Origin of the sequence: Chryseobacterium sp. c4a (genome assembly GCF_009900745.1) — a bacterium.
Lineage (GTDB): Bacteria > Bacteroidota > Bacteroidia > Flavobacteriales > Weeksellaceae > Chryseobacterium.
This window is the reverse complement of the sequence record NZ_WXVU01000001.1, coordinates 565,681-589,258: the sequence shown is the minus strand read 5'-3', so window position 1 is coordinate 589,258 and position 23,578 is coordinate 565,681. Positions and strand designations below refer to the sequence as shown.

The following is a 23,578-nucleotide window of genomic DNA, read 5'->3' as shown; positions in this document are numbered from 1 at the left end:
AATTTTTATTTGATGATTTGTCCTTTATAATATTTTTCAAGGAAGAATCCAAGATCTGCTCTGTAGCCTATTCCTGAAGCTTCAAATTTCCAGCTTCCGTTTCTTTTATACAGCCTTCCGAACTCGACTCCGGTTTCAATAGAAAAATCTTCATCCAGTTCATATTTTGCAATCTCCTGGTGTGTGCTGTTATCTACTACTCTGATGTAAGAATTTCTCACCTGTCCAAAGTTTTGTTTTCTTCTTTCAAAATCCTCGATAGTGACTACAAAAAGAATTTCCTCTACCCTTGAATCTACTTTATCAAGGTCAATTACAATCGCTTCATCATCATCTCCATCGCTATTTTTTCCGTTTGGATCATCTCCCGTATGGGTAAGAGCACCATCCGGTGAGTTCAAGTTATTATAAAAAACAAAATATTCCTCGCTTACTAATTTTCTATCAGAATCGATCATGATTGCAGACGCATCAAGATCAAAGTCGTAGCCTGTCCCTTCATTAGGATCCCAACCAAGTCCTATCGTCATTTTAGTCAATCCGATCTCGATTTTTTGTCCTTTCTGTAGATTAATTGCCATAGTATTTTATGTTATGAATTATTTTCGCATTAAGATAGATTTGATTTACGAATTGACCAAATTTATTTACTAAAAATAATGGGTACAAAGCAATTAAGTCTAATTTTCCCACTTAAATTAAAGCCAACAAAAAAGGTTCAATTAAAAAATTGAACCTTTGTATTATATAATTATTGAGTTAATTTTTAAAAATCTTTCTTTGAAGCAGCTTCATTTCTTGCTTTTGCCAGCATTGGAATAGAAATAAGTCCCATTACCAGCATAATCACAATCTGAAGCGGCAAGGAAATAAAAGAATAGGTAAGCCCCATTTCCCCTCCAAGATCAGCACTTTTTCCAACAGAGATAAAAAGAGCCATAAAACCATACTTCATGGCTAAATTATAAGCTCCAATACCACCACTGGCAGGAATAATCATTCCCATGGTTCCCACAACAATAATAAAGAAACCATCTGCAAAGGTAAATGCGGAAGTTTCAGGAAGCGCAAAACATACAAGATATGCTGCAAAATAATACGAAATCCAAATTCCTAATGTATATAATATGAACTTCCCTTTTTCTTTTAATTTAAAGATAGTGGTTAATCCCTGAAATATTCCGTCTATAAAATTTACTATCTTACCTAAAAATGGAACACTAGCTAATCTCTTTTTAAAAACAAAAAACAAAACTGTTCCACCAATTAATATAGAAAGAACGAGTAAAATCTTGCTTGGATTAATATTTACTCCTGAATTTTCATAGAAAGATAAAATCGCTTCATACTTAAATAATAATGTCAGCCCAAGAAAACCAAGCATACAAACCAGATCCACGACTCTTTCCAGGATGATTGTTCCGAAAGATTTATCTACAGGAACTTTTTCCACCCCATACAAAGCTGTAGCTCTTGCCACTTCTCCACTTCTGGGAATAGTAAGGTTCATAAGATATCCGAATGAAATAGACCAAAGTGAATTGGAATTGGAAATGCGATGTCCCATGGGTTCCAGCATAAGATTCCAACGAATCGCTCTGAACCAATACGCCAAAAGGCCAAATACAGAGGCAAACAATACCCAAAGATAATTGGCTTTAGCCAATGACTGTTGAATCACTTTAAAATCAAGCCCACGCAAGGCAAGCCATAAAAAAAAGCCTGCAAAAGCAAGCGATATTACTATTGTAAGTATTGATTTTAAAGGACTTTTTGATGTTTTCTCCATGAATTACGTAAGAAGGTTTGTTTTTTCATCCGGGAAAACGATCTTCGGCTGGAAGTCTTTAGCTTCTTCAGGAGTCATCTGTGCATAGGCAATAATGATGATGATATCATCCTTCTGTACCTTTCTTGCAGCAGGCCCGTTAAGACATACTTCTCCGGATTTTCTTTTCCCTTTGATCACATACGTATCAAAACGTTCTCCGTTGTTTACATTGACGATATAGACTCTCTCTCCCACTACTAAACCTGCAGCTTCTATAAGATCTTCATCTATCGTTATACTTCCTATATAATTAAGGTCTGAGGCTGTAACTCTTACCCTATGGATCTTTGACTTAAAAACTTCTATTAACATGCTGCAAATTTATTAATAAAAATTAATAAAACAGACCTTCACTACCATTAAAAAACTCCCATAAACAATGGGGTTTAATTTTGTAAAACACAAAGAAATAGACCATTACTTATATTATTAATAATTATATTCTTAAAAACATCAATACTTTATACACAATTTAGGATTTAATAAATACAGGAAATAATATTAAGTTTTTGCTAAAGTCAATAAACATAAGCATTTGGCACGATTTTAGTAACCCGTAACGTAGATTTTTCGTTAAAATACGAATTATCATATTTTAACTATTTTCACTGAAAAGTAAAAAATTTGCATAAGTTTTTATAAAAAAATTGCACAATTAGAAAATAGTATTATATTTGCTATAATTACGAACTAACTTTAATATTAAAAATTATGAACAAGTCTGAATTAATCGACGCAATCGCAAAAGATGCAGGTATCACTAAAGTTGCAGCAAAAGCTGCTTTAGAATCTTTCATTGGTAACGTAACTTCTACTTTAAAGAAAAAAGACGGAAAAGTTTCTTTAGTAGGTTTCGGTACTTTCTCAGTAGCTGAGAGAGCAGCTAGACAAGGGATCAACCCTGCAACTAAAAAACCAATTAAAATTGCTGCTAAAAAAGTTGCTAAATTCAAGGCTGGAGCTGATTTATCTAATGCAGTTTCTGGTGCTAAGAAAAAATAATCATTCAGATTACAAAAATTCAAGACCGTTTCTAAGAGACGGTCTTTTTTTATGTCTAATTATTACTGACATTGAATCGATTCTGAATTATGAATCCGAATTTCTAAACTCAACGCGAACCTTTCTACTGTTTAGATCTTTACAAGACACCAAACAAAGTCGCAAGAATGGAATAAAACGACCATTAAAAGAACCATTAAGGAGAATAAAGGCATCAAGATGATTAAGTTTAGGCTAAAGCCTCAGATACCACAATAAAAAATAAGCGGGCTAAAGCCCGCTTCTATAGAATTTTAATGCTATTATTTCATAGAGATCTTATGCCCGTCTATCTTATGGAGCCAATCTTGATATCTTCCAGTCCAGATCTTCCAATGTATATACAATTCTGTCGTGAAGACGATTAGGTCTTCCTTGCCAGAATTCAATTTCATAAGGTTTTGCCAGATATCCTCCCCAATGAGCTGGTCTTGGAACTTCTGTATTTTCGTATTCTTTCTCCAGATCTTTTAATTTATCTTCCAAAAATTCCCGGTTAGGAATTTCCTGGCTTTGTGGAGAAACTACCGCCCCCAGCTGGCTTCCTTTTGGTCTTGAATGAAAATAACCATCGCTTAGATTATCTGCTACTTTTTCAAGGTTAGCTTTAATAATGATTTGTCTCTCCAGATTAGGCCAGAAAAAATGCAGGCAAGCTTTATGATTATGTTCTATTGCTTTTCCTTTTTTACTATTATAATTGGTATAGAAAATAAATCCTTCGTGAGTATATGCCTTCAACAGTACCATTCTTGTTCTGGGACAACCATCTTCTTCCACTGTAGAAACCGCCATAGCATTAGCTTCTGAGATCATATCGCTCTCACTAGCCTCCAAAAACCAGTCTCTAAACTGCTCAATTGGATTTTGTTTTATCTCACTTTCAATAAGTTGGGATTTATCGTACACTTTTCTTTTGTCGTGCAGGTTTTCCATAAATATTTTTTATTAAATTTGAGTATGAATCACTCATACAAAGGTAAAATATTAATCTCGACACCTGACATTTCCGGCGATATTTTTTCCAGATCGGTAGTATTGGTTATTGAACATAACGAAAGCGGAGCTTTTGGTTTGATACTAAACAAAAAGAATAGCCAGATGAGCAGTAAATTCAAAGATTTCTTTGATTTCAAAATCGAGGTATATGATGGTGGTCCTGTGGAAAATGATAAGGTATTCTTCATTGTAAAAAGCAATGAAAAGGTTACTGAAATTTACACTGATATTACTGATGAATATTATCTTACTGAAGATATAGAACGCATCATCAACGCTGTATTGGCTAATGAGCTGGATATTCATAATGTAAAAATATTTTCGGGATACTCCGGATGGGCACCTAATCAATTGGATAGTGAGGTTCAGAGAAAGATGTGGACAGTAGTAGATGTTTATAATTTAGATTATACCCTTCCTAATGATCAAACGTTATGGAAATCTATTATGCAGAATCTTGGTGGTGAATTTTTACTTTGGGCCAATTCTCCTGAGGATATTTCATTGAATTAAGCATATACTTTTCAAATCAGCAAAACAATTAACAAATTTTAGGATTTCGTTAACCAATTTTAAAGAAAGTTTTCACGTTCTTTGAAAAACCAAAAATCACTGAAATGAAAGGTATTACATTACTTGCTTTATCAATCTTTTCGACTGCTTTTTTATCATTCACTCCTCTTAACAAGAAATACATTGTCATAGATGCTGGTCATGGTGGCAATGATCATGGAGCTGTATATGGTAACTTTACTGAAAAAAACATCACTTTAAGTATTGCAAAGAAAATTCAAAAACTTAGCGGAAAACAAGATCAATATGAAGTGATTTTAATAAGAAACGAAGATACTTATCCCAGTCTTTCAGAAAGAACCGATCTCATTAATACATTGAACCCGGAAATGGTCATTTCTCTTCATGTCAATACTTCACCTATGGAAGAAACTAAACATGGAGCTGAAATATATGTTCAGAATGCTGACGAGTCTAAGAAACTAGCGGGAAAAATCTATAAAAAATTCAAAGTCCGTAAAATTGAAGAGCGTAATTTTCATATTTTAAGAGAGACTAAAGCCCCTGCTGTATTGGTAGAACTAGGGTTTATTAATAATTCTTCAGACAGAGCTTATATCACCAGTGAAAATGGACAGCAAGAAATCGCAAAAAAATTCGTTGAAATCTTCAACGGAAATTAAATAAAGAAACAATTTCTGATTTATTCAGAATAAAACCCGGTAAAGGACTTTGCAACGTTGTTGTTTACCGGGTTTGTCAATTTTTATGAGTTAAAACTCTTTTTCCAACTTTCTACCAACTCTGTGAATCGGGAAGTTTCAAAGGTTTTATTTCTTATTTTACCTACAGAAAATATGCCTTTCTCATCAGAAATCATCAAAATTTCTTCTGCTTTCTGAGATTCAAATGCAATAATCTCATGTTCCTGAATATCTGCTAGATTGTTTTTATGTAAGAAAGTAACAAAATTTTCCATTAAAGGAGAAATGTAAGCTCCTTCGGTTTGTTTGGGAACTTTTATTACATTTCCTTCCATAAACAAAAGATTCCCGGAAGTCGTACGGGCAATTCTTTTATTAGGATTTAAAAGGATAACATCATCAAGATCATTTTCCTGGGCATAAATTCCACCATAGATATTCTCCGGGCAATGTACTCTGATATTACTTAAAAGATTATTATTAACATTGATTTCCTTGATCATATCCAACTCCAATGGTCTTTCCTGAACAGCTAGTACATCATCTGCTTCTACAACTTCATAAAAATAGGAAATTGAAGATTTTGCCAATGTTAAAGCATCCTGATTTCTAAATACCTGGAAATTGATAATCCCATTCTGTATTCCTTTACCATCTACAATATCCTTCTGGAATAACGACTGGAAAAATTCCAGTGTATAGGTTAAGGGAATATTCATTCTCATCTTTCTCATGGAAGCCATCAGGAAGAAATAGCATTCTTCATCCATGATCAATTTACCATTTCTTATAAAAAAAGAAACTTTCACTGCATCGCCCAAAAGAAAGGCTCTATTTCTCACATTTAATGTGTCAGATGTAAAATATTGATTTTCCAAATTTTGATGTGATTTATTTACAAAAAAATAATGAACGATAAATCGTTCATCAGTTTTATCATTTGATACAGGTCTACATTATGCAGCACCTAATTTTATTCTGAGGTTTTCAATAAGATTTTCCCAATACATTGCGTTTTCATCTTCATCACCTTCTTCACAGAAATCTGTAATATTAAGTGATAAATCTTCTGTAATATCGTCTATTACGATAGTCATTTCAAAGAAGTTTTTAGTTCCTTCGTCTTCTTCCCATCTGAAACGCACGAAACCTTCAGGCTTATATCTGATCAAAGTGGCCTTTTCAGCAGGACCTCCGCCCCAGCTAAAAAAGAAATCATCGCCTTTCTCTGTAACCTCATCCGCAAACCATTCAGACAATCCCTCTGCAGTAGCCAGATATTCATACAAAATCTCTGATAAACAGTGCATTGGAAATTCGTAATGGACTTTATGTTTCGCCATATAATCTTTGTTTTTATCGTCCCGCAATATATAAATTAATTTTTTTATTACACAAAATTGCAGTTACTTTTTTAAAGAATCTGCATGATATTTATCAGAGATTATAAATATGTATTATGTTAAGTATGAACCCATAAAACTATGATGTAAAGCATAAAAAAAATCTCTCCATTTGGAGAGACTCTATCTTTAATCTTCATTAAGAATATCAAGTATGATCTGACAGCCTTTTCTGATTTCATCCAGCGATAATGTAAGCGGTGGAGAGATTCTTAAATATTCATTTCTGTACAACTGCCAGAAAACAATAAGTCCTCTTTCCATACATTTTTTAGCAACGCTTAATGTATATTCCGGATCTCCAAGATTAACAGCAAGCATTAAACCTTTACCATTAATATTTTTAATCTTAGGATGCACCAAAAGTTCTCTGAATAGTTTTTCCTTTTCCTCAACTTCTTCCATTAAACCACTTTCCAATACTTCTTTTAAAGTAGCATAACTGGCTGCTGCAATCAGTGGGTTTCCTCCAAAAGTAGTAACGTGTCCCAACTTTGGAGAGTGGGATAAAGTTTCCATAATTTTTCTGGAACTCATAAATGCTCCTACTGGAACACCTCCTCCCATTCCTTTTCCCATAACAAGAATATCGGGAACGATTCCAAAGTGTTCAAATGAGAATAATTTTCCTGTCCTTCCAAATCCAGGCTGAATCTCATCCAAAATCAAAAGAGCTCCTACTTCTTCACATCTTCTTTTCAGCTTGATCAGATAATCATCATTCGGAACCAGGAATCCGGCAGCTCCCTGAATAGTTTCCAGAATTACACACGCTGTTTTTTCTGTAATCTTATCAAACTCATTTTCATTATTGAATTCGATAAAAGTAATCATTGGTAATAAAGGACGAAACTCTCTTTTATGATTTTCATTTCCTGAAACACTTAATGCTCCATGGGTATTCCCATGATAAGAGTTTTTAAAGGAAATAATTTCTTCTCTTCCGGTATATCTTTTAGCGAGCTTCAAACTTCCATCAATAGCTTCGGCACCACTATTTACCAAATATGTTACCTCCAAAGGCTCCGGAGTAGCTTCTGCAAGTAGTTTACATAATGCAATGGGCTTTTCCTGAGCATATTCTCCGTACACCATTACATGAAGATATTTATCAGCTTGTTCCTTGATTGCATTGACTATTTTTGGATGTGAATGCCCTAGTGTATTAGCAGAAACCCCTGCTACAAAATCAAGATATTTTCTTCCATCTGTACCATAGATATAATTTCCTTCTGCTTTTTCAACTTCAAAACCTGCAGCAAATTTTGTGGTTTGTGCCTGATATATAAAAAAATCTTTGTGCATTTCCATTGTCTCAAAAAATTTCAGCAAAGCTATAAAAGATTCATCAAACGCCGAAATAATTGATCAAGAATAAAAAGGTCACTCTTCGTGTATGAAGAGTGACTTTCAATTAAAATATAAAGGTTTGTTTTGTGTTATAATACTTTTTCTACAGTTACATAGCTGTCTGTCGTTACAGTATAAGCTGTAGTTCCTCCCACTTCTGAAATCGCATCCAGAGTAATATACTGCCCCTGAACCGCATATACTGAAATATCTAGGCTGATCTTTCGATTGGTTCCGTCAAAATTAACGGTGTCTTCCAATAGCTGAAACCTTTTCACATCATTCAAATATAAACTGGCTCCCAATCTGTTACTAAATGATCCTGCCGGCCCTGTAAAATTCAGATTCAGATTAACTCTGTATAATCCTGTTTGTCTTATATATAATCGATTAAGATTTGCTCCTGTTGTTGGAACATTTGTTTTAAGCTTTAATGGATCTGCCAGAAAATTAGCCTTATCAATTGTACTATTGATGGGTAGAAAAACAGAACCAGTAGTCGTTGAAACAGAATTAAGCTGGAATCTTGAAATATTGTCGGATTCAATTTCAAAAGCTTTGCTCCATACTAAACCATCAAAGACCATGACTTGACCTGTGGCTTTAACGAACAAAAGCATTCCTCTTAATTCTTCTATTCTACTTGCCGGAGCGCTTGCCCCTGTATAAGGAAGATCTGTTGCTGCATTTACTGCCGGAAGTCCAAAACCTTTTACACCAGTTGCTTCACTGGTATTAGTAATATACATCATTACTTTATCATTTCCACTGGCATTAGAATCCGGATTAGATATATTGGTGAAATTCACCTGTGCACTGTACATATTGATCGCCAATAAAGACAGTCCGAATAAATATTTTTTCATCTTAATAAGCTTTAATTAAACGTGCTGCGAGGTAAGAATTGATTGAATTGGAATCGGTACCATAAGCCGCTAGTGAGCCTCCTGACCCACCAATGGTTCTGATTGTAGGAATTACTCTTAGCTCAGCTCCAACAGGCAGCGAAAGAGTATGAGCAAAACTACATGTCTTATTTCCATTGGTATCAATAACAAATATGAGGGAATAGTTTGACTTGGTAACAACGGTTTCCCATGCCCCGCCCGAAGTATACCTAACCTGTAATGTTAATTTAAATTCTGTAACTCCAACCTGAGCTCCAAGAGATCCACCGGTAAAGCCTAAAGCTGCACCTACATCATAGATTCCGGCCTGTTTTATCGTTACAGTACTTGTATTTTTTAATGTAAGATTATCCACAAGAACTTCACTTTTATCATCAGGAGCTAAATAAACAGCAGAACCTGTTGATAGGCATATCCCTAAACCGAAAGCTATACAAGGGATTGAAATTCCTGAAGAAATTCCCAATCTTGAGCCTTTAGGCTGGTATATTCCTTGAATTTGTCTTGCAGGATTCCACGCATAGCCATCGTATTTGTAATACTGATCATCACTTTTATTGTAAATAAGTCCTCCTACCAAATTTGGATAATCGTTAAATACATCTGTTACACCAGCATTATATTGTGGAAATGAGGTAAAGTTATTGGAATAAGATAGTAGGGCTCCCTTGGTTCCATCCAAAACTTTTACAATATTCTTTGTGCTATAGATGTTACCTCCAATACCTACCTGAGCATATAGAAGATATTGGCTAAAAAGCGATATAATTAATGTAATCTTTCTCATCTTATTGCATATTTATTTTTTCAACAATAATATCTGATATCGAGTTTCCTGTAGTATTCATGGCAAAAAACATATTATTTCCCAAGCAACCACCTACCAACATCGTCTGGTTACCAAAAAATCTTAGTCTTGCTCTGTCATTCGCATTAAAAACACCTACATAAGTAAATGCAAGAGACTGCCCTACATCAATGGATCCAACAGGTATTGACGATAATGAAAGTAATCCGCCTGTAGTATTACTTACTGTATTATTAACAGGCCTCCATGTTGTTCCATTATCAGAACTTACTTCTAAATTCAATCTGGAATACAAGTTAGTTGACGCTCCGACACAAGTAGGAGTTCCTACATTAATAGCACCACTTTTAAATGATATTTTGTAGAGCCCTCTTGTTTTAAAGTTGATCACATTGCTTGTTGTACTTAACAGATCTACATCAGTTGAAATTTCATTCAGTGCTGGTACTCCAGTGGTAAAAGGGACATCTACTGCCGCACATTGTTGATTAGATCCCAGAATACAATTCGGAAACGGCAAAAGCACACATGGATCACAAGTAGTAGTAACGGTAGCATTTCTTATAAAACGAGCCATTTTATTATTCTTCATGGTGGTTACAATAGGATCTGAAATTTTCCAACTTGTTCCATCATTCTGAACAACACTTCCCGTTTCACGGTTAAAAATTACAGAACCTTGTGTTCCATCTCCTGTAGTACCCGTTAATGAGGCTGGCAATACTGAGGCTGTATTCGCTCTAGGGAGTCTGGTTGCATAATCATCTTGTTTTACATGCAATTGAGCGCGAACATCTGGCTGAAAACCTGCAGTTTTTGAAATACCAACTTGCGCACTGATCTTTATATTGCAAATAATAAAAATCAGGGTAATAAATTCTAATTTCATATTGTCATTTTTAGATTGGCTTGACTTATTAAATGTATAAAATATTATAATCACATAATTATGTCCCAATAAAAAAAATAATAATTCAAATATGTTATAAGAAAACAAAATCAATAAAAATAACTGTACAGAAAGGAAAAAATCGATATTTACAACAGAAAAAAAAATTAAAAATCAAAGGTCAGAAATAGGATTACTTCACTTTTTCGGATGATATTTTATTAAAAAATATCACCACATGTAGATATAAAATTACATTTTCTTACATCATTTGAAAATAATAGATTCATTTTTATATTCAATCTCCGCATTATTATATGATAACAATGATCCTGCTTTATCATTACAGGCCAGTTCATCATGATATTTTCGCTAAAACACGCTAATACCCTGTATTATTTTTACTTTTTAAAAAGAATTATAAAACAGACTATAAAATTGACATTATTTAACACCCATTTTTATACAGATCTGGAGATTTATCACATATTTTAGGGATACTAAAAATAACACATTATGAAAAGTCTATTTTTTCTCATTGCAATCGTCTGCAGTATCACAACACTAAAATCTCAATGGAATCCTGATCTCAATCAAAACCTAAAAGTAATAGACATTGATTCCGAAGTGTATGCATTTTCAGCTCCTATGAATAATGGAAAAACCTATGTAGCATACTGGAAAAAAGTAAATGCGCCACAAAATTTTGAACTATGGCTGCAGATCCTGGATCAAAATGGCAACAGACAATTGGGGGCTAATGGCATCCTGCTCAGCAGCCAAATTCCCATGTCTACCTATATCGCTGTACATGGAATAGCTGTTGATTCTTCCAACAATCTATACCTTGGAGTTACAGGTACAGAAAACTCAAATCCCGGTTATTTATTTAAGGTAACACCACAGGGAACTTCAGCCTGGCCAAATGGCATTGCGCTTGGGGAAGCCACTTTTCCTAAAATTCTTACTTTATCCAATGGTGATATCCTGGCAGCCTATGCGCCAACTAGTGAAAAGTATACAAAAGTTCAGCGCTTTAATCCGAACGGGCAAGCTGTTTGGTCTGCTCCCCTGGAAATAAAATCTGATGACCTTACTAAAGAAACGATCCCGGTAAATATATTGGAACTATCCAACAATGAATGTATCATATTATTCAATAAAAATACCGGAGGAATTAATGCCAATCTGTTTGCACAGAAGATTAATCTGAATGGAACAACTGTATGGAACGCTCCTAAACAGATTTCAACAAAAACCACCACTATCACTTCAGATTACAGTAGTTTTACTGACGGAAATTCTGTGTATTGTGCATTTATAGGTATAGACAATAATGCATTGTACGGCTATGTACAAAGAATAAATGTTGATGGAAATCTACCGTGGGGAAATGATGGAACTCGTTTTACCTCAGATTCTTCAAACTACCAGATAGATGTCAAAATAAATACTGTACCGGGTTCACCCCATATCTGGGCTATTGCTCATTATACAGATTCCGGCCAGGGAATGCGTGGAGAATTTGTTCAAAAGTTTGATAAAAATACAGGTGGCAGACTTCTAACAGACAATGCCAAACAGATTTTCCCTGTTGATAACAATTTAATGCACCATGTAGGAGATTTGGATCTGGTAAATGGGAATCCTTTTTTTGTTATTCAGAAAAAAATAGATGCCAACTCCAATGCTTTGTATGCTGTACTACTAAATAACAATGGAGATTTCAGCTGGCCTCAACAAACTCTTCCAATGGCAACCTTTCAGGCATCCAAGACTTATATAACGACATTAAAACCTATTAATGGACAAAATGTTATTACTTTTCAGGAAATGAAATCTATGGATTCTACCAGCAGGATCTATGCACAAAACCTAGTATTACCTAATCTTTCCACCCGTGAAGTAAAAAACAACAAAGAAGCGGGCATTTTATTTCCTAATCCTGCAACAAGCATGATCAGTATAAAAGGCAGCAAAGATCAGAAATATGAAATCTACAATGCAGCAGGCCAACTGATACAATCCGGGAATACTAAAGAAAGTACTATTCCTGTACATAATTTATCAAAAGGGGTTTACATTCTGAAAACCGCTAATCAAAATAAATATACCTTCATTAAAGAATAGTGATCTTACTCCTACCAAAAAGAACCGCTGTAATAAGCGGTTCTTTTGTATTATTTTCTTGTTCTTTTTGGTTTCTTAGCCTCTTCTTTGGCTTGCTCTTTCTCTATAGCTTCCTGAGCCTGATTGTACAGTTCATTGTCTGATGAATACTTTATTTCTTCATAATTCGGAGTATCCACCAAAATATCTTGCCACTTTCTGATCCTATCTTTTGTATTCCAGTTAAAATCAGGGAATTTTCTTTTTGAAGGCTCTATCTTACTCATCGGATAGGTATCTGAAGTAGATCCTATACTGCATGAGATAATCTGCAAAGCTCTTTCCTCAAATAAAGCTCCTATAATACCGCAAGCTGAAAGGGTAATTCCTATTCTTTCCGGTTTTTGGGTTTCTTTATTTACATCATCTACATAAGCAATAGACTGGGCATTTCCTACGACTCTGGCTTCTTTAATATCATTTCCTTCATAGTAAACGGTCATATACTTCCCTTTTACCTGATTGAACTCATCTTTCAAGGTTAAAGAATCAACTTTACTAATAGCAAGGGCATTTCCTATCACTTTTAAAGAATCTATATTTTCATTCTTAGTATTAAAATAGGCTTCTACTTTATCACCTGTCACCTGCTTTTCTCCACTCCACAAAATAGGTTTTGTAAACATATGCATAATCCCATCCGTTTCATTAAAAGAAATAGAATCAGCTCTTCCCTGCGCATTGGATTTATAGATTCTTGCCTTTTTATAAGCTCTTAAAAAACTCTTTTTTATTCTGATATCTAAGGAATCTGGTTTTTGAAAAGATATAATTTTCTCTGCTGCAAAATACGCGGTATCTTTTTCCATAATTTTAACAGCATAAGGATTTTTAGTCATCATAGAAGAATCTTTTTTCTCAAAAATTTCTCCATATCCGCCTTTTATATATCTCCTTTCTTTAGGGTCATCCAGCGTTACATTCCCTGTTGCTTTCCCAAAACCTGTGATTTGATTAAAATACATATCATCACCGGTAAGGATTTTATCATTATAAAAGATCTTGGAATTTTTATTCAGGAAAGCTTCTTTAGTTTCCATTCTATAAGTTCCTCTTTCGGTATATACCCTGTTTTTAGGATTGGCTCTGTTGGTAATTGTAGTTGGGCCAAAAAACTCAGCCACTTTAGTATTCTGATTCTGCTTGATATTAACACCTTCAATGATGTATTGAGCGTTATCAATTTTTACATTTCCTACAAAATCAATCATTTTGGTATTGAGAAAATAGGTTGCAGATTTTGTATACATCACATTACCTTGGCTATCGGAAATGGTACCTCCTGTATTAAAATAGGCTTGATTAGCAAGTCTGTCATAATACAGAATATCTGTTTTTATAGTTTGTTTAGGGTCTGTAAGGACAACATTCTTTCGGGCAACACCTTTTTGAGAATTACCATCATATTCCATTTCTCCTGCTGTGATTACTGAACCATCGGCATTTTGAAGTTTTGTATTGCCTATTGCTTTTACGAAATTCTCATCACTATAGATAATTACTTCATCTGCAGTAAGCACAGAACCTTTGTGTTCAATCTGAACATTGCCTATAAAATATTGATTCCCGTCATATTTGGCCGGGTCTTTTCTAATTTCATCCGCATGGATGATTTTCACTTTATCTTCTGGTTTCAGCTGTTTGGGCTGGGCTGAGGAAGGAGTCTGCAAATAGGGATCTCGCTTCACAGGAGTTTTGTCCTGCGCAAAACTGAACGCAGAAATAAAGATGAACAGAAAAAGGATTATTCTCATTAATTAGTCATTCTTAGTGCCATAGAAATATAGCGAATGAGAATCAATTTTTACGCCAAATGCTTCTTCAATGGCTTCTTTGATTCCTTGGATTCTAGGGTCACAGAATTCAATAATTTCTTCGATTTCTTTATCGGAGTCTTTTTTGTAGATCACCAAGTGGTCATGCTGTTTGTCAAAATAAGACTTCTCATAAGACGAAGAGGTTAGTGTCTTTTCGCCAAACTGATGTTTACGGATTAATCCGGCATCAAGGAAAATCTCAATAGTATTGTAAATGGTTGCTTTAGAAACGTGATATTTCTTCTGCATCATCAGAAGATATAGATCATCAACATTAAAGTGATGATCCATATTATAAATTTCTTCTAATATCGTATATCTTTCAGGTGTGTTTCTGAACCCCTTTTCTAATAGGTAGTTTCTTAAAACATCCTTGATCAAAGCTATATTTTTTTCTTTTTGTACTGTATCCATTAAAAAAATTATCTACAAATTTATTGATTTTTATTTAAATAGATATTATGGTTTAAATGCTCTGAGAGCTAAGAGTTGTGTCTGAAGTACCCGGACTGTTCAATTTTATTGTCATAAACAGTAAGCTCTGTAATCGGAGCAGATTCTACTTCTACGTTGTGAGAAGACACTCCCCAGGCTTTAAAGTCATCACTTCCGATATACTTCACAAAGTTGTAAATATTAAGAGTAATCTTCTGTTTAACAGTTAAAAGTATATCGTTGATATAGGTGTTATCTATGATCACATATTTCAAATCTGGTGGTATATCGTGAGCTCTTAAAGATGGATGACTGCTTCTTGAAGGAATCGTTCCGTCTGCCATTAGATCTCTCAATACCATATTAAAATAATCATTGATTCTTCTATCTACTTTAAATCCTAAAAGGAAATTGATTTTATAAACAGTTCCAGGCAAGATTTCATCTACCGTATATTTGAATGTATATGGATCTTCCTGATTAACAATGCTCAGAATGAAATAATGGTCGGCTCTCTTCGGCTGCTTTTTGATGATGGAATAAATGATTTTTGATTCTACCTCATCATTTCTTTTAGCTCTGCTCAGATAAGCAAGGTTTGTAGCGTATTTAGGGATGGTTTCATCCAGCTTCATATCTTTAAGGATAGAAATGTATTTATCAATTTTTACATATTGGATAAAATTCGCTTTGATCAATCTTCCGTTATACCACGCATACATACACACGGCAATAAATCCACCTAATACCATTGTTAACCATCCTCCATCTACAAACTTAATTACGTTAGCATAGAAGAATCCTGACTCCAGGAACAGATATACAACAGCAAAACCAGCAATAAAAATCTTACTCACTCTTGTACGGCTCAGCCAGAATAAGAGAAGAATGGTAGTCATCAACATGGTAATGGTAATGGTAAGCCCATAAGCCGCTTCCATACGTTCTGATTTCTGGAAGAATATCACCACTACAAAACAAAAAGCCATCAGTCCCCAGTTAATTCTAGGAATATACATCTGCCCTTTAATCCCTGAAGGATATTCAATATGCTGATTTGGCCAGAAAGAGATAGACATTGCTTCTGAGAACATGGTAAATGATCCTGTAATAACCGCCTGGCTGGCAATAATTGCTGCTGCTGTAGCCAGAATTACACTTGGTAAAACAGCCCACTCAGGCATAATTCCAAAGAAAGGATTTACTCCATTGTGTACTTGATGGTAATTATCCAATAACCATGATCCTTGTCCAAGATAATTAAGAATAAGCATAAGCTTAACAAAAATCCAGCTGATTCTAATATTTTTTGCTCCACAGTGTCCTAAATCGGAATATAGAGCTTCTGCTCCTGTGGTACATAGAAATACGGCTCCCATAATCACAATAGCACTGGATGAGTGCGTAATCAGGTTGTACGCGTACATTGGATTGAAAGCTCTGATAATCTCAATATGATCAAAGATATGCATTGATCCGGAAATTCCTAAAACAAGGAACCAGGTCACCATCACCGGCCCGAAGAACTTCCCAATGGACGCTGTTCCGAACTGCTGTACGACAAATACAATGAATAGAATGATTAAGGTAATGAGAACTACCGGAGTTTCGGGGTTATAGATTTTTAACCCTTCAATTGCAGACATCACCGTTAAGGAGGGGGTGATTACACTATCTGCGACGAGCGTGGAAGCTCCAATAATGGCGACTACATACAGCCATTTTTTCTTGAGTTTTTTTACGAGTGAATACAACGCAAGAATTCCTCCTTCACCCTTGTTATCTGCTCTTAAAGCAATGATCACATATTTCAGGGTGGTCTGAAGCGTCAATGTCCAGATGATACAGGATAATGCTCCTTCGATGTACTCATCAAACGGCATTGTTGCGCCATCTTTTCTTGCGTTCACAATCGCCTTCATTACGTAGAGTGGTGAGGTACCAATATCTCCGAAAACGATTCCAAGCGAAACTATAACGCCTACAAATGAAAGCTTCTTTAAGTCAAAGTGATGACCGCCTTCTGTAACTTCTGCCATATCAGCCAATTTATTTTTAAAAGCGCAAATTTATATCAATTTTATGACCCCAAGAATTTTTCTTCATGAATATAATAAATGAAAAAACTTCCTTTCGGAAGTTTTTTTCTATTATAGTTACTTAACGTACATCGCTTTTTTGATTTCCTCTTTTACTTTTTCAAGTTTAGGGAACCATTCTGCAAATAATGCAGCAGAGTAAGGTGCAGGTGCATCAGGAGTAGTAATTCTCTTGATTGGAGCATCTAAATAATCGAATGCTTTTTGCTGTACCATATATGTAATTTCAGAAGATATAGATCCGAATGGCCAAGCTTCTTCTAAGATTACTAATCTATTTGTTTTCTTTACAGATGCTAAAATAGTATCGAAATCTAAAGGACGAACTGTTCTAAGATCGATCACTTCAACAGAGATCCCTTCTTTTTCCATATCTTCAGCTGCCTGCATTGCCAACTTCATGATCTTACCAAAAGAAACTAAAGTTACATCTTTACCTTCTTTTTTAATATCAGCTTTTCCTAATGGTAAATAGTATTCTTCTTCAGGAATTTCCATTTTATCACCATACATCTGCTCAGATTCCATGAAGATAACTGGGTCATTATCCTGAATTGCGGTTTTCAACAATCCTTTTGCATCGTATGGGTTAGAAGGTACTACCACTTTAAGTCCCGGACAGTTGGCAAACCAACCTTCGAAAGCCTGAGAGTGAGTAGCTCCTAATTGTCCTGCAGAAGCAGTAGGTCCACGGAAAACGATTGGGCAATTCCATTGTCCTCCACTCATCTGACGGATTTTCGCAGCATTATTAATAATCTGATCAATTCCTACCAAAGAGAAATTGAAAGTCATAAATTCTACGATGGGTCTGTTTCCATTCATTGCAGCTCCTACAGAGATTCCTGTAAATCCAAGTTCTGCAATCGGTGTATCGATCACTCTTTTTGGACCAAATTCATCCAGCATTCCTTTTGAAGCTTTATATGCACCATTATATTCTGCAACTTCCTCCCCCATCAGGTAGATGGACTCGTCTTTACGCATTTCCTCGCTCATTGCCTGTGCAATTACCTCACGAAAAGTATATTCTGCCATATTTTCTTGAAAAATTTAGACTACAAAAATAGTGTTTTTTTATTATACACATAATAAAAAGGCGTTTCATTTGAATGAGAAGTCTCAATATTAATAATAATTCAAAAAAGGATTTTTACGGGAAAGGAAGCTGGAGGCTGGAAGAGGGAAGTTTCTTCTAGTTTGAAAGAATAAATGAACATCGTTTCATTGACTTTTTAAAATTAAAACCATTATTTTAAAACGGCTAATGATAACTTACGACTTCTTTTCTTAGATTTATTTTTCATCCTGATAACTCAGTTCTTTGTAATTCTTTCTCAAATCCTGCAAAATTCTACCGTAAGTTCTTTTATAAACTCTGTATAATAAGTAAAAAGTAATAAGTAAAACAATTCCAAAAATAATATAATTTCCAAGTACAGGTACTATAGCATCAGGATTAGTAGGTAAAACTCTTATGCTGCTATTACTATTCAGGCCGTCATTCCACCCTGCCATAAAATCCCTCACATTATGATCAAAATAAAGAATATTATTTGTAACCAGGAGAATCAGTGAAATACCTGCATATCCTAAGATCAATCTTCTCAGATTCAGAATACTTTTCATTAATGTAATACTGTCCTGTCCGGTTTTCATTCTAATGAAAAGAAAAATGATCAATCCTGTAAAAACTAAAAACATTGCAATTCTTATATAAGGAAACTCCTGATCCAGATATCCGTATAAACTCCATAATACAACTTCTATCAGCCCAATAAGCAATAAGGTTTTGGTAATGGAAACAGATTTATTTTTTATCATATTATAAATGTCCTTTTCTGAATATTCTTTAAAATCTGTGGATTCCTTATTCCAGTCTTTTTTAAGTAATTCTAATTCGTCCATATTATTTTGTGTTGATTTTGATTTTTAAATTATTCTTAGCCCTGTTCATCTTTACTCTTGCATTTCCTTCTGTAATTCCCAGAATTTCTCCAATTTCTTTATAAGGTTTATCTTCAAGATACATCATGATTAAAGCTTTTTCCACATCAGACAGTTCATAGATGGCCTTGTACATCTTTTGCAATTTATGTTCGTCATCTTCATATGCTTCATATTCCATTTTAAGGGATGAAACGTCAATATCTACTGCTTGTGAATCCTTTTTCCGAGGTTTTCTGAATAATGTAATCGCTGTATTAAGCGCTACACGATACATCCAGGTAGAAAACTTAGCCTCTCCTTTAAACCCCAGAAAAGACTTCCATAACTGAATCGTGATTTCCTGAAAAAGGTCTTCATGATCTTCAGCATTGTTTGTATATATTCTGCATATTTTGTGGATAAGCCTTTGATTGGGCTTAAAAAATTCTACAAATATTTTCTCCTGTCCTGTTCTCATATTCTATAAGTGGGGAGATTTTATTTTCGTTACATCTTTTTCAAAAAAAAATGACATCTCATTTCTGAAATGTCATTTTAAAATTCTATTTAAACTTATATTAATTAGCTTTCTCCCAAACCTGGGTTCTTCCTAATAATGATAATCCTAAATACCCTCTTACATTAAGCTTATCTCCGCTTCTTGTAATGGTACATTTGTAAGTTTTTCCTGTTTTAGGGTCGGTAATGTTGCCTCCGGAAAATTCATCACCTTCTTTTTTCAATCCTCTGATGATTTCCAATCCAACAAGCGGTTTCCCTTTTCTGTCATCCTTACAGGTTGTACAGTTAGGATCTGCTGGCTTCGTCAATAACTGAGAAATCTTCCCATAATACTTACCATCAGACTTCTTAAAAATCTCTACAATAGATTTAGCCTGTTTGGTTTCATCGTCTATCGTCTTCCACTTTCCTTCTATCTGCGCAAATGTCATCACACCAAATAAAGAAAGCGCGAATGTTAACATTATTTTTTTCATATTTCTTATAGTTTTAATTTTAATACAAAATACTTTTCTATGTATTGATAAAAATATAAATTAATTCTTAACGAACAAAAACTTTTATTATACAAAGCATAAAAGAGCTTATAAATGACTTTATTTATTGAAGCTTCCTATTAATTACTCTATCCATATAATCCTGGTACCAAGCTTTTGCGGTTTGTTTTCCTTGTTCTACTTCAGGTGTTTTTAACTGATTAATCAGGTTCTTTTCAAGAGCAAGATCGGATTTATCATATACTCCTACAATATCCTTACCATCAAATCTGTAAATATAATTTCCAATAATAAACTGTTCATTATTTCCATCTGAGTTTACCATAATTCCAGGATATTTCTTATCACTCACCAAGCTTCTCCCCCAGCTTCTGATTGGTTTATTATATCCTATTAAATCAGCAAGCGTTGGGTAAATATCTATTTGCTGAGCAATTTCAGAGTTTTCACCCTTAAGCTGGTATGCCGGATTTGGGGAATAAAAAATTAAAGGTACTGCAAAACGGTTCATTGCCTTTTCATATTCAGGATAATAAATCTGATTGGTGTGGTCTCCTGTAAAAACAAAAATCGTATTGTTGAACCAAGGCTCTTTTTTAGCTGTTTCAAAATATTTTTTAATTGCATAATCCGTATATTGAATAGGTTCATGCATTTCTATTTTTCCTTTTTTAAATTTCCCCTGATACTTTTCAGGAATCTTAAATGGATGATGAGAAGACGCTGTAAAAACGGTCGTCATGAAAGGCTGTTTCTTTCCTACATTTTTAGCAAAATACTGGAGAAATGGCTCATCCCAAATAGCCCACATTCCATCAAAATCTTCATCATGATTATATTCCGTTTTACCAAAATAGTGTTTAAATCCTAAGATATTTCCAAATCCAAGGAAACCCATAGAGCCATTAGGTGCTCCGTGGTAAAAAGAGGTATCATATCCCAGATCATTACAAACCGAAACGATAGACTGGATTTTTTGATTGGAATAAGGAGAACCTGTAAAGGCATCAGTAAGACTCGGAATTCCTGCTAATACACTGCTCATTCCATGAATAGACTGTCTTCCATTGGCAAAAGCATTCGGAAAAATAAGACTCTGAGCTGCCAGGCTATCCATAAACGGTGTATAGGAAACATAATCTTTAATATTTTTATCTTTATTAAAGGCTCCGGAATACTCTCTCCCGAATGATTCTACAATAAAAATCACAATATTGGGGCGATTTTCCACCTTTCTGTCATACACTTTATAAGGTTGTACATTTTCTTCAATATATTTTTGATCTACAAAATGAACTTCCTTGAAGTTATTGGTATTTAAAGTTCTGAAAAATGAGAATGTACTGTTAAGAACTAAATTTCCTTGCAGCGGATTCGTTACAAAACGGGTAGCATCCACCATATTAATAGGCCTTGTGCTATGTTTGAAATCTCCTCTAATCCCACCTACAACTAAAACTGCTGTAATACATAAAGTAACAATGGAGGATAAAAAATAAGGAAGTAAATGAGTTGGTTTTGTTTCATCCACCTTTACTTTTTTATAAAGGAAAACCCACAATCCCATTAAAACGATAAACCAAATCAGGACAAAAGGATGTTGTCCTACAGAAATCATCAGAGTCTGAGAGACATTAGATTCATGTTCTGCCACCTGAAATACGGCTGATGTAAGCCTGGACTGAGAAAATTTATAATAAATAAAGTCTCCGAAATTCATTCCATACGCCAACCCATTCGTTAGAAAATAAATCCAGAAAAGAACTTTCTGAAACCCTTTCTTGGTATTAATTACCAGTGGCAAAAGACTCAATAGTATAAATAATGCATTGACATACAAAATAGCCGTAGTATCGAAGGCTGTCCCATGATATGCCAGTTTAAAATATTCTGAAACAGAATCTACTTTAATCAGATCCTTATTAAAATACCAGAATAAAAGTCTTGCAATCTGATAAAAAAAATAGGCTAAAAAAATTCTGTAAAGCAATGCCAGAACTTCCTGTTTTCTAAATCCTTTTAAAAATTTCATGGGGCAAATTTACATCAAAATCACTTTATTGCATTTTTTAATGCATATTATTTTGAGATAGAATTTTTAAAAACTGTAATTTTGTGTCTATGGATTTTATAAAGAATAATCTGGCCAATGCCTTGACCCTGGCTAATTTATTTGCAGGCAGTGTGGGTGCAATACATCTTATTTTAGGAGACTATCAAACAACGGCAATATGCCTTATCCTCTCCGCTATCTTTGATTTCTTTGACGGGTTTGTAGCCAGAGCCTTAAAATCAAACTCCAACTTAGGTCTTCAGCTTGATTCTCTTGCTGATATGGTAAGTTTCGGATTAATTCCCGGACTTACTATGTATAAAGCACTAGAACCATTTGACAGTGAACTTCTTGGGCTTCAGCTTCCATTTGAAATTAAATACATTGGATTAGTAGTGACGATGTTCTCTTGTTTAAGACTTGCTATTTTCAACCTTGATGAGGAACAGAGATATTATTTTAAAGGATTAAATACACCAACCAATACCGTTTTATTATTCGGACTGTATTATGCTTTTAAAGAAACCGGAAATTTCAGTTTCCTTTTTGAAAACGAATTACTGCTTATCATCCTTGCTTTCCTTACTTCATGGCTTCTGATAAGCCCTATCAAAATGATGGCAATGAAGTTTAAATCTAAAGCATTAAAGGATAACTATCCCAAAATAGTACTGCTAGTAGGTGGTATTGCAATTCTTACTATTTTTAAAACGGTAGGAATCCCAATGCTGGTAATCTACTATATATTGATATCACTTATTTTTCAAAGACAATTAAAATAGAAATCAGAGGTTAGAAACCTTTTGATTTTTGATGAACATATTTTCAAATTATTATTGATTAACATGAACTTAAAACTCCATAAACCCCTTTGTATTTTTGATCTGGAAACAACAGGAACCAACATCGGAAAAGATAGAATTGTTGAAATCTGTATCTTAAAAGTAAATCCGGATGCCTCCAGAGAAAGCAAAACATGGAAAGTGAATCCAGAAATGCCGATTCCCAAAGAAAGCAGTGAAATTCACGGAATTTATGATGAAGATGTAAAAGATGCCCCTACCTTCAGAGACATTGCTCCTAAAGTAATGGAAATGATTACCGGTGCTGATTTAGGAGGATTTAATTCTAACAGATTTGACGTACCTCTTTTGGCTGAAGAATTATTAAGAGTAGAAATGGATTTTGATCTTAGTAAATTCAGATTGGTAGATGCACAGACTATTTTCCACAAAAAAGAACCTAGAAACCTTGGAGCTGCTTATCAGTTTTATTGTGGAAAAACATTAGAGAATGCACACTCTGCAGAAGCTGATGTAATGGCCACTTTTGAAGTGCTGGATGCACAAGTAGGAAAATATGATGATATTCCGAACGAAATTGCTCCTTTAAGTGAATTTACTTTCCACAATAAAAACGCAGATCTTGCTGGATTTATCGGATATAATGATAAGCAGGAGGAGATCTTCAATTTCGGAAAATATAAAGGACAAGGGGTAAAAGCGGTCTTCCAAAAAGATCTTGGATATTACGGATGGCTTCAGAATGCTGATTTCCCATTGTATACCAAGAAAGTATTTACTAAAATTCAACTGTCAAGCAGATTTTAAA

24 protein-coding genes are annotated in these 23,578 nt (G+C 34.4%); 6 read left to right on the top strand and 18 right to left on the bottom strand.

Annotation, left to right across the window (positions count from 1 at the left end; all coding sequences use genetic code 11):
- Positions 1–5 precede the first annotated feature (5 nt).
- The 3 genes from GTR01_RS02680 to panD all read right to left on the bottom strand — a co-directional run bounded on the left by GTR01_RS02680 (position 6) and on the right by panD (position 2,143).
- Positions 6–581 (bottom strand): TerD family protein, encoded by a 576-nt coding sequence (locus tag GTR01_RS02680; protein ID WP_160136318.1) that lies wholly within the window; start codon positions 579–581, stop codon positions 6–8.
- Positions 582–766: 185 nt separating this feature from the next.
- Entirely contained in the window at positions 767–1,789 is a 1,023-nt protein-coding gene (locus GTR01_RS02675; protein ID WP_160136317.1) for a lysylphosphatidylglycerol synthase transmembrane domain-containing protein, read from the bottom strand.
- Between the two features lie 3 nt (positions 1,790–1,792).
- A complete protein-coding gene (gene panD / locus GTR01_RS02670; RefSeq protein ID WP_002976902.1) occupies positions 1,793–2,143 on the bottom strand; it encodes an aspartate 1-decarboxylase in 351 nt (116 codons plus the stop codon).
- 399 nt (positions 2,144–2,542) lie between these two features.
- On the opposite strand from panD, the gene GTR01_RS02665 reads away from it, so the two are divergent.
- Complete coding sequence (locus tag GTR01_RS02665; RefSeq protein WP_027379880.1) at positions 2,543–2,833, top strand: HU family DNA-binding protein; 291 nt, start codon at positions 2,543–2,545, stop codon at positions 2,831–2,833.
- Between the two features lie 333 nt (positions 2,834–3,166).
- Here the strand turns inward: GTR01_RS02665 and pdxH are convergent, their stop codons facing one another.
- Entirely contained in the window at positions 3,167–3,808 is a 642-nt protein-coding gene (gene pdxH / locus GTR01_RS02660) for a pyridoxamine 5'-phosphate oxidase (protein WP_160136316.1), read from the bottom strand.
- Positions 3,809–3,832: 24 nt separating this feature from the next.
- Here pdxH and GTR01_RS02655 point away from each other — a divergent pair, with 24 nt between their 5' ends.
- Both GTR01_RS02655 and GTR01_RS02650 read left to right on the top strand, forming a co-directional pair.
- Complete coding sequence (locus GTR01_RS02655) at positions 3,833–4,384, top strand: YqgE/AlgH family protein (protein WP_160136315.1); 552 nt, start codon at positions 3,833–3,835, stop codon at positions 4,382–4,384.
- Between the two features lie 104 nt (positions 4,385–4,488).
- Positions 4,489–5,067, top strand: a complete 579-nt coding sequence (locus GTR01_RS02650) for an N-acetylmuramoyl-L-alanine amidase (RefSeq protein WP_160136314.1) — start codon at positions 4,489–4,491, stop codon at positions 5,065–5,067.
- Positions 5,068–5,150: 83 nt separating this feature from the next.
- On the opposite strand, the gene GTR01_RS02645 is transcribed toward GTR01_RS02650, so the two are convergent.
- The 6 genes from GTR01_RS02645 to GTR01_RS02620 all read right to left on the bottom strand — a co-directional run bounded on the left by GTR01_RS02645 (position 5,151) and on the right by GTR01_RS02620 (position 10,446).
- Positions 5,151–5,966, bottom strand: coding sequence for an aminotransferase class IV (locus GTR01_RS02645; protein ID WP_160136313.1), 816 nt, complete (start codon positions 5,964–5,966; stop codon positions 5,151–5,153).
- Between the two features lie 78 nt (positions 5,967–6,044).
- Positions 6,045–6,431, bottom strand: a complete 387-nt coding sequence (locus tag GTR01_RS02640; protein WP_066694078.1) for an START-like domain-containing protein — start codon at positions 6,429–6,431, stop codon at positions 6,045–6,047.
- Between the two features lie 189 nt (positions 6,432–6,620).
- Positions 6,621–7,796, bottom strand: a complete 1,176-nt coding sequence (locus GTR01_RS02635; protein WP_160136644.1) for an aspartate aminotransferase family protein — start codon at positions 7,794–7,796, stop codon at positions 6,621–6,623.
- A gap of 134 nt (positions 7,797–7,930) precedes the next feature.
- Positions 7,931–8,707 carry a hypothetical protein gene (locus GTR01_RS02630; RefSeq protein ID WP_160136312.1) on the bottom strand — a complete coding sequence of 259 codons (777 nt, stop codon included), beginning with the start codon at positions 8,705–8,707 and terminating at the stop codon, positions 7,931–7,933.
- Position 8,708: 1 nt separating this feature from the next.
- On the bottom strand, positions 8,709–9,536 hold the full coding sequence (locus GTR01_RS02625; protein ID WP_160136311.1) for a hypothetical protein: 828 nt from the start codon (positions 9,534–9,536) through the stop codon (positions 8,709–8,711).
- A 1-nt stretch (position 9,537) separates the two neighbouring features.
- The gene (locus GTR01_RS02620; protein WP_160136310.1) at positions 9,538–10,446 is read right to left on the bottom strand and encodes a hypothetical protein; all 909 of its coding nucleotides are present in this window, start codon (positions 10,444–10,446) and stop codon (positions 9,538–9,540) included.
- A gap of 516 nt (positions 10,447–10,962) precedes the next feature.
- On the opposite strand from GTR01_RS02620, the gene GTR01_RS02615 reads away from it, so the two are divergent.
- Positions 10,963–12,576, top strand: a complete 1,614-nt coding sequence (locus tag GTR01_RS02615; RefSeq protein ID WP_160136309.1) for a T9SS type A sorting domain-containing protein — start codon at positions 10,963–10,965, stop codon at positions 12,574–12,576.
- Positions 12,577–12,626: 50 nt separating this feature from the next.
- Here GTR01_RS02615 and GTR01_RS02610 read toward each other — a convergent pair whose 3' ends face one another.
- The 8 genes from GTR01_RS02610 to GTR01_RS02575 form a co-directional block, all read right to left on the bottom strand.
- Positions 12,627–14,369, bottom strand: coding sequence for an OstA-like protein (locus GTR01_RS02610; protein ID WP_160136308.1), 1,743 nt, complete (start codon positions 14,367–14,369; stop codon positions 12,627–12,629).
- A 3-nt stretch (positions 14,370–14,372) separates the two neighbouring features.
- Positions 14,373–14,846, bottom strand: a complete 474-nt coding sequence (locus tag GTR01_RS02605) for a Fur family transcriptional regulator (RefSeq protein WP_027374694.1) — start codon at positions 14,844–14,846, stop codon at positions 14,373–14,375.
- A 68-nt stretch (positions 14,847–14,914) separates the two neighbouring features.
- Positions 14,915–16,906 carry a KUP/HAK/KT family potassium transporter gene (locus GTR01_RS02600; RefSeq protein WP_160136307.1) on the bottom strand — a complete coding sequence of 664 codons (1,992 nt, stop codon included), beginning with the start codon at positions 16,904–16,906 and terminating at the stop codon, positions 14,915–14,917.
- A gap of 117 nt (positions 16,907–17,023) precedes the next feature.
- Positions 17,024–18,004, bottom strand: a complete 981-nt coding sequence (locus GTR01_RS02595; protein WP_160136306.1) for a pyruvate dehydrogenase complex E1 component subunit beta — start codon at positions 18,002–18,004, stop codon at positions 17,024–17,026.
- A 258-nt stretch (positions 18,005–18,262) separates the two neighbouring features.
- A complete protein-coding gene (locus tag GTR01_RS02590) occupies positions 18,263–18,874 on the bottom strand; it encodes a hypothetical protein (protein ID WP_160136305.1) in 612 nt (203 codons plus the stop codon).
- A gap of 1 nt (position 18,875) precedes the next feature.
- Positions 18,876–19,373 carry an RNA polymerase sigma factor gene (locus GTR01_RS02585; protein WP_160136304.1) on the bottom strand — a complete coding sequence of 166 codons (498 nt, stop codon included), beginning with the start codon at positions 19,371–19,373 and terminating at the stop codon, positions 18,876–18,878.
- A 100-nt stretch (positions 19,374–19,473) separates the two neighbouring features.
- Positions 19,474–19,893, bottom strand: a complete 420-nt coding sequence (locus tag GTR01_RS02580) for a DUF2147 domain-containing protein (RefSeq protein WP_160136303.1) — start codon at positions 19,891–19,893, stop codon at positions 19,474–19,476.
- Between the two features lie 124 nt (positions 19,894–20,017).
- Positions 20,018–21,946 (bottom strand): LTA synthase family protein, encoded by a 1,929-nt coding sequence (locus GTR01_RS02575; protein WP_160136302.1) that lies wholly within the window; start codon positions 21,944–21,946, stop codon positions 20,018–20,020.
- Between the two features lie 89 nt (positions 21,947–22,035).
- On the opposite strand from GTR01_RS02575, the gene GTR01_RS02570 reads away from it, so the two are divergent.
- Positions 22,036–22,749 carry a CDP-alcohol phosphatidyltransferase family protein gene (locus GTR01_RS02570; RefSeq protein ID WP_160136301.1) on the top strand — a complete coding sequence of 238 codons (714 nt, stop codon included), beginning with the start codon at positions 22,036–22,038 and terminating at the stop codon, positions 22,747–22,749.
- 63 nt (positions 22,750–22,812) lie between these two features.
- Entirely contained in the window at positions 22,813–23,577 is a 765-nt protein-coding gene (locus GTR01_RS02565) for a 3'-5' exonuclease (protein WP_160136300.1), read from the top strand.
- The last annotated feature ends 1 nt before the right edge of the window (position 23,578 follow it).